The 7,588-nt window shown below is 39.3% G+C and carries 7 protein-coding genes; 6 read left to right on the plus strand and 1 reads right to left on the minus strand.

Going from position 1 to position 7,588, the window contains the following annotated elements:
- The first annotated feature begins 541 nt into the window (after positions 1 to 541).
- The 6 genes from ACQRCJ_RS04570 (at position 542) to ACQRCJ_RS04595 (ending at position 7,078) form a co-directional block, all read left to right on the plus strand.
- Positions 542 to 1,558, plus strand: a complete 1,017-nt coding sequence (locus ACQRCJ_RS04570) for a hypothetical protein (protein WP_427799406.1) — start codon at positions 542 to 544, stop codon at positions 1,556 to 1,558.
- A 478-nt stretch (positions 1,559 to 2,036) separates the two neighbouring features.
- Positions 2,037 to 3,209 carry an XRE family transcriptional regulator gene (locus ACQRCJ_RS04575; protein WP_427799407.1) on the plus strand — a complete coding sequence of 391 codons (1,173 nt, stop codon included), beginning with the start codon at positions 2,037 to 2,039 and terminating at the stop codon, positions 3,207 to 3,209.
- A 688-nt stretch (positions 3,210 to 3,897) separates the two neighbouring features.
- Positions 3,898 to 4,497, plus strand: a complete 600-nt coding sequence (locus tag ACQRCJ_RS04580) for a YagK/YfjJ domain-containing protein (RefSeq protein ID WP_427799408.1) — start codon at positions 3,898 to 3,900, stop codon at positions 4,495 to 4,497.
- Between the two features lie 10 nt (positions 4,498 to 4,507).
- Positions 4,508 to 5,017, plus strand: coding sequence for a hypothetical protein (locus ACQRCJ_RS04585; protein WP_427799409.1), 510 nt, complete (start codon positions 4,508 to 4,510; stop codon positions 5,015 to 5,017).
- 388 nt (positions 5,018 to 5,405) lie between these two features.
- Positions 5,406 to 6,902, plus strand: a complete 1,497-nt coding sequence (locus tag ACQRCJ_RS04590) for a nucleotidyltransferase (RefSeq protein ID WP_427799410.1) — start codon at positions 5,406 to 5,408, stop codon at positions 6,900 to 6,902.
- Complete coding sequence (locus tag ACQRCJ_RS04595) at positions 6,899 to 7,078, plus strand: hypothetical protein (protein WP_303996156.1); 180 nt, start codon at positions 6,899 to 6,901, stop codon at positions 7,076 to 7,078. Before ACQRCJ_RS04590 ends, ACQRCJ_RS04595 begins: the two co-directional genes overlap by 4 nt.
- Positions 7,079 to 7,129: 51 nt before the next feature.
- Here ACQRCJ_RS04595 and ACQRCJ_RS04600 read toward each other — a convergent pair.
- A partial coding sequence (locus tag ACQRCJ_RS04600; RefSeq protein ID WP_427799411.1) for an abortive infection family protein occupies positions 7,130 to 7,588 on the minus strand: 459 nt, incomplete at its 5' end.

Genomic DNA, 7,588 nt, shown 5'->3' on the forward strand with positions numbered 1-7,588 from the left:
CCTGGCCATGTGCTTTCCTGGATTCTCTCTACTCCCTCAACCAACACTAACCAGACTCCTCCGGAGGAGCACGAGAGAAACATTGCTGAAATTGGATTCGTAAGACTATGACATTGGGGAGGAACAGCACGCTTTTTGATTTAAGGAAAACGTGGTATGTCCGAGGCATAGAGAGTGTAGGATTTTGTGGTATCCCCTAATTGGGGGGATGATTCACGGAGCTTCCTCATCCAGGTGGAGGAGAGGAAGAAAGGCGTTTTGCGTGCAGATGTGCACAGCTCGACACATGGAAAAAATTTCAGGTAGGCAAGCGAGTAGTCTGAAACGGCGCAGACATGGCTGATTATATCTTGAAGCTCTTTGAGAAGGGGTGATTTAGCTTTCCGCTAGGGATACGAAGATCCCTCAAACTTTGTACAGGGAAGAAGGGGAAAAGCGTAATCCCCTCCGAGGGAAGGTAGAGTTTTGGGGGATTTAAGAAATATCTCTCACTATTGCTGGTGTAGAGCCTAGTATATTTTATCTGATAATGGAGGATATAGTGAACTACTTGTATGGATTGCTTTATGTCATAGCTGTATATATATTTAATTATATTCTAATAAATAGTGACTTTTTCTCTATAAATATTTTTATAATGAGTTTGTATATAAGTCTTGTTTCGATATCTATATTTATGATGTATCGGCACTATTCAGAGGTGCGCGCAATCTGTTATTCATCTTTAACGAAGGTAATATTTTTTAGCACGATAAAAATTATTGCTTTAGCCTGTGTATCAAGTGTTACTGCTATTTTTTACTGTGTAAATATTTCTTTGTATTCATGCAATGTTGTTGATGATTGGCGTGTTGCGGCTTGTCTTCCAATTATTTTGTTTGTATCTACAATGGTATGTCACAAATTTTATAAAGAGTGGGGAAAACGGTCAAAAGCTATTCAAAAATCAATAATTTCCATTGCCTGTATAAGTGCCTTGATTGTCTCATGTATATCTGTTTCAAGTTTTTATAAGATAAATGAGTCCTTTAGTGAGAAAGAAAAATCGCTTATTTATGAAAATATAAGAGATTTAGGTTTTTCTTCTATTCTTTCAAATGTAATACCTTTTTATGGAATATATTCCGGTATAAAAGTTTATAAACGGTATTCTGATCTTGAAGATGGTAAAAGAAAGTACAATCCGTACTATACAACATTCGGAGATGTTAGCACTGCTGCGTGTACGCTACCTAAAAAATCGTCTTTTATTATATTCATCAAAAGAATTGTTATCTTTTTCGATGTATTTTTTAATTGGCTGGCTAATCAGCTTGGGGGATTTGGATTGTGTATCATGTTTATCCAGGAGTTTTTAAGTGAGTTTTCTTTGGCATCTATATACTGTATACAGTTGATGTTATGGTGCGTTCCGTTTGGCTCTGTCCATAAAAAATACTGCGAAGTCTATGGTAAGGATCCAGTATCTATTAAAAAATTTTATGTGAGTAATATAAAGGTTTTTGTGCTTATATATTTTTTTGTATTTTCTGTATTGAATATTACACTATTCTCTTGATGATTCAGGCGAGATCCTCCGTTTTTTTACGATGGATGCTGCTGAATATATGAAACAGCTCAAGGCCGCGTGGACTTTTTTTTAATTTTCGTGAACACCACTTTGTGAGGGGGAGGGATTCATATTTTATATTCATCTATTTGAAAATACATAATATATTTATTCAAATCTTGTGTCCTGCTAGAAATTTTTCGAGGTGAACATTCGGGAAAGAAAATGGCTATGCCTGGAAATGGATTCTACAAAACCATTGCATTGAGGGAGGAATAGCACGCTTTTTGATTTAAGGAAAACGTGGTATGTCCGAGGCATAGAGAGTGTAGGATTTTGTGGTATCCCCTAATTTTTAGGATGATTCACGGAGCTTCCTCATCCAGGTGACGGAGAGGAAGAAAGGTGTTTTGTGCGCATCTACACACAGCTCGACACATGGAAAAAATTTCAGGTAGGCAAGCGAGTAGCCCGAAACGGAGCAGGCATGGCTGATTATATCTTGAAGCTCTTCGACAGGGAGCTGATTCGTTTTTCCGCGAAGGATACCGGTGATATTCCTGAGATTTCCATAACGCACATAGATCAGGATGCTCTGTCATTCATGCCGCTTGGAATGGAAGTGTCGGATAGGGGCCTTGCCCGTTGGCTGAAGCACAGAAAGATTCCCAGGAACAGAGCGTACATCCATTCGTTTCTGGCAAAGACCGGTCTATCTGCGAATAGCACAATGGGCATCATAGATGTCAGCAAGGGGCTTTCTCTCAACGACAGCTACTGGGTTGTACGGGAAGGGGATTCCAAAACCTTTGACCAGTGCAATCTTTACGACAATAAATTCAGCGAGTTGTTAGCCAATATTGCTTTTACCGGCTATGGCAGCTCTGTTCGTACATCTGTAGTATCAAGTCCTGAATTCACAACGAACGGTATGCTTCCCAAGTGCTGGCGCAGGCAATCTGGTAAAATATACCTTTATAAAGGTGGTACTGTAGGGGCATCAAATACAGGAAATGAGCCCTATTCAGAATACTATGCATGGCAGATTGCCCAGATACTCGGTGTGAATGCAATCGAGTATAATATCGCCAAATGGAAATCGAGACTTTGCTCAAAGTGTGAAATTTTCACCAGTAAGGATATTTCATTTGTTCCTGTGGGCAATATTGTGAAGCAAGGAGGAATGCAGGCAGTCATCGATTACTATGGAACGCTTGATTCTAAGTATAGGGACATGCTGGAGGATATGTTCGTCTTTGATGCTGTCATTGCCAATACTGATCGCCACTTTGGAAACTTTGGTTTCCTTGTGGATGCTGCAACAAATACTCTCAAATCTCCTGCACCGCTATTTGATCACGGGAATTCATTGTTTAATTTTGTCTCTCCTATAGAAATAGAGAGTAAGGATGTTTTTATTAATTTTGCTGATGTCCAAGCACCAGTGTGTTACAGCAACTTTTTCTCTGTAGCTAAGTCTTGTATGAAGTCAAGACATCGTGAAGGATTACGGCATCTCCTAAACTTTAAGCTGAAGAAACATCCTCGTTATAACCTTTCTTCAAAGCGTTTGAAGTATATTGAAATTGCCGTACAGAAGAGGGCATCACTGCTACTTGAAGGGGAGACTCATAGCGAAAGTGAACTGATCTTCTGGTAGACGAATAGAGAATGAGAAAACCTTTGAGGCTTGTATTAGGAGAATGTCCTTCAGAAGTAGGCATGCAAGTAGCGTTACAAGAATTCCATAGAAGTTCTTTATGATCCGAAGAGACGGTTCAAACTATGGAAATCTTCTCTCGATCAGGGAAAAAATGGTGTAGAGTGATTTTTTAGCGGAAAAATCGGATAAAAAATGCTGTCTTCTCTCCTCAAACTGCTAGTCAGCTATGGTGCATAGGTAAGCTTTAAAGGATCTCTGTTTATATAAGAGCGTTACTTTTGTAATATAGTTTCTGTCAAATAAGAATAAAAAAGAGCATAGTATTAAGCTATGCTCTTTTTTTATGTATAAAATAATTCGGACATACATAATATGAAGTTTTACTCTTCACGGTCTCTGCTCTTAAGGTTTGTAACACTCAACCATATAGGGGGTATGTAATACTAATATAATATATTAAAATAGTAACTTTATATGTGGAATAGTTAGTAATTGTTTAAACATTAAAACAACAACTAAATATGCTGATTGAATGTTGAGTATGGAAAAGTAATTGATTTAACAAAAAAAGATATGGAATGTGAAAGTATATTTATCCAATACACTGCAAACATGTCATCAGCATATTTGCAGAGTATTGGCTCATCATTGTTTTATGTTCTTTGTCTAAATATGAGGTGAAAACATGAAAAACAAAAACGTACAGTATCTGGATAATATCAAAAATAGTGTCAATGAGTTGTTAGACTTCTATACAGACAATCATCGTAAAACATTATCCATCAGGTTTGATGTTAGATATCCTCAAAATTATACCGGAGATACCTCATCAAAAAATATATCTGATTGCATGGCACATATGGTCAAAAAGTATAAACGTCGTAAATGTGATCCGTATTATATTTGGGTTCGTGAACAAAACAAAAGTGATCATCCTCACTACCATTGTTTGTTCTTGTTAGACGGTACTAGAGTTAAGACTTATAACCATGTCTTTAAAAGTGTTGAGACAATTTGGAATTCTACTCTGGATATAGATAGAGATTCAAAAGGATTGATAGACTACTGCACGAAGAAATCCAATAGGGATTATAACGGTAAAATGATTACTAGGACATCTGATGTTGAAAAGTTTGATTCAAGATTAGATGAGGTGAAACAGCAGGCTTTATATTTAGCAAAAGCATATACCAAAGGTCCTCTCTATGATGGACAGAGAAACTTTGGCATGTCACGTTTACCTAAAAATAAAAACATAGATTCTCATAATTCTGATAATAATTAAGGAGATTATCATGGATACTCAAAACAAAAAATCTTATAGTTTTTCAGTTCAGCAGTCACCAAATTCTGAAAACGAACATACTGCTATCGTATCTGTATCTCTCTGTGATGGTACGATGACAGTATCCAACTTTGGTAGTGCAAATCAGGCTACAGTGAATTCTTACAACACAGTCGATATTATCAATGCTGCTAGAAATGATGCTCAGGCAAAGATTCAAGACCAGATGAATTTCATGTCGTCTCAAACAGCATATCATCCATCAGTATCTACGGCTCAGAAAGATTCTACATATCCAGTTAATAGCAATTCTAGTACAACAGCGTTGCCACCTTCTCAGAATAAACATGGAGGTGGAAGCAAACTGGCTAGTGAGAAACAGAAAGATTTTATAAAGCAGTTGGCTGATAGAAAGCGTATACATATAGATCAGTTGTGTATGGATATGTTTAGCCACGGTAGTAGTAATATGACAGGTGCTGAGGCAAATGAGATGATCAAGCATTTAAAAAGATCATAAAAGCTTGATAGTATAAAAAGGGGAAGGAGATGATCTTTTCATGGGTTATCTCCTTCCCTGTAAAATTTATCAAAAATGATAGAGCGTGTTTTTATTGAGTTTTATCATCACAGTATTACGGGAGAAAAACTATCTGTATAAGATCAATTTTATCCTTGCAAGAGGATTCATCTGCATAATATATTTTCATCTTATTTGTCTTTATATTGTCAGATAAAAAACATCATCCGCTTTCCTTGACGAATACTTTATCAAATTGATATGTTTTATCACCTTGTAACCCATTTTTGCTCTTGATATAGTTTTGCTGCTGACTAGTAAAGATATCAAGATGATAGGTGAAATTTCTCGAAGAACTACTAGGCACAGATATAGCAGCATGATTCATATGCCAGCACGCAGTTATATAGCCATTGATCTCAAGTCTTTTTACGCCTCTGTGGAATGCATGGAGCGTGGTCTTGATCCATTGACTACTCACCTGGTGGTAGCTGATCCCAGCAGGACAGAGAAGACCATTTGTCTGGCAGTTTCTCCCTCATTGAAAGCTCATGGTATTCCAGGTAGAGCACGCTATTTTGAAGTCATCCAGAAGGTACATGCAGCCAATGCTTTGCGCAGACAGAAAGCTCCAGGGAGGAGATTCACGGGAGAATCCTCAGATGCTCTTAAGCTGGCTGCTGATTCTTCCCTAGCCATAAGTTATCTGACAGCTGTGCCTCGTATGGCTCTCTATATCGAGTATAGCACAAGAGTCTACAGCGTATACCTGAAGTATTTCTCTCCTGATGATATCCACGTTTATTCCATCGATGAGGTCTTTATCGATGCTACTTCCTATTTGAAAAATTATCGTACATCCGTACATGAACTCACTAAGACCGTCATTCTTGATGTGCTACGCAGCACTGGTATCACAGCTACAGCAGGTATAGGCACAAATCTCTATCTGGCAAAAGTGGCTATGGATATCATGGCCAAGAAAGTAGCAGCAGATGAGGATGGTGTGCGTATAGCCTGTCTGGATGAGATGTCGTATCGTCAGCAGTTGTGGCATCACACCCCCTTGAGGGATTTCTGGAGAGTTGGCAGAGGATATGTCCAGAAGCTGGAAAAGTACGGCATCAAAACGATGGGAGATATTGCCCGCTATTCCATCCATAGCGAGGATTTACTCTTTCGCCTGTTTGGGGTGAATGCAGAGCTGCTGATAGATCATGCCTGGGGTTATGAACCGTGTACGATGGCAGATATCAAGGCATACCAGCCATCTTCCAGGAGCATAGGGTCAGGACAGGTGCTGCATTCTCCCTATGAGGTGGAAAAAGCTCGTCTGGTGGTCAAGGAGATGGTGGACTCGCTTGCTCTGGATCTGGTGAGCAAGCGTTTGGTGACGGATCAGCTGGTACTGACGGTGGGATATGATATCGAGAGTCTGTCTCCTGAGCGTGGTTATACCGGTCTGGTGATTACGGACAGTTATGGACGACAGCTTCCTCAGCATGCACATGGTACGGTCAATCTAGGCCAGTTCACATCTTCCAGCAGACGGATGACACATGCTGTTCTGGAGCTTTTTGATCGCATCGTGGATCGAAAGTTGCTGGTCAGGCGTATCAACCTGGTGGCAGCCCATGTCTTGCATGAAAACCAGATAGGCAAAGACAAAAAGCCCAGACAACTCGATTTGTTCACCGATTATGCTGCGGAGCAGAAGCGGGAAGAGCAGGAGCAGGGACAGCTCCAGAGAGAACGCAAGAGACAGGAGGCCATCCTGAAAATCCGTGAACGCTATGGCAAAAATGCCCTGCTGAAGGGCATGAACCTGGAAGAGGGAGCAACGACCAGGGAACGCAACCAGCAGATAGGAGGGCACAAGGCATGAGCAACAAGTACGATGATATCATCAATCTGCCACGTCCTGAGTCCAAGTATCCCCGTATGCCCAGAGCCAACAGAGCTGCCCAGTTCTCTCCCTTTGCTGCCTTGACAGGGCACGAGGAAGCCATTCGAGAGACAGCTAGTCTTCAGAATACAGAGGATATAAAAGAACAAAATTGAATTCTTATTTAAATTGTGAATGCATTACTTAGTGATATTAAACTACTAATGCTATTTTCTACTTAACTGATGTTCACTAACAGAAAGAATAAAATCTGCCATAACAATAGCTGCATTAACGAATAGCCGGGCATGATGTTCTGCTATTCTTATTCTACTTGACCCTACGCCATGAGCATCACTCTGTTCGTTTCTCATTTCAGATATTGAAGTTAGAATTTTTTCAAGCCCAGATAGTAAATTATTTATTCGTTTATCTAAGGTTTTATCTTGCTTCATTCCGTATAGCTGTTTAACTTGGCCATAGAGATCAGTGATCTTCCCAGAAGTTGATCTTTCAACCTCCTTATTTTGCAGAACAAAGCAAAAGACTTCTTCAAGTAAAGTTCGTGATTTGGTAAGTACACTATCGTAATTTCCTGCTTGAAAATCTTTTTCAGTTTTTTGTATCAAACCATGAATATATTCGTGGCTAATTTCTTTTATTTTAGGGGATGATATAATAGCAGG

Source organism: Desulfovibrio sp. SGI.102, from assembly GCF_050314315.1.
Classification (GTDB): Bacteria; Desulfobacterota; Desulfovibrionia; order Desulfovibrionales; family Desulfovibrionaceae; genus Desulfovibrio.

Coding starts and splice junctions, on each gene's coding strand:
- ACQRCJ_RS04585 (WP_427799409.1), top strand. CDS start 4,508: ATGGATACTCAAAACAAAAAATCTTATAGTTTTTCAGTTCAGCAGTCA.
- ACQRCJ_RS04595 (WP_303996156.1), top strand. CDS start 6,899: ATGAGCAACAAGTACGATGATATCATCAATCTGCCACGTCCTGAGTCC.
- ACQRCJ_RS04580 (WP_427799408.1), top strand. CDS start 3,898: ATGAAAAACAAAAACGTACAGTATCTGGATAATATCAAAAATAGTGTC.
- ACQRCJ_RS04575 (WP_427799407.1), top strand. CDS start 2,037: ATGGCTGATTATATCTTGAAGCTCTTCGACAGGGAGCTGATTCGTTTT.
- ACQRCJ_RS04590 (WP_427799410.1), top strand. CDS start 5,406: ATGCCAGCACGCAGTTATATAGCCATTGATCTCAAGTCTTTTTACGCC.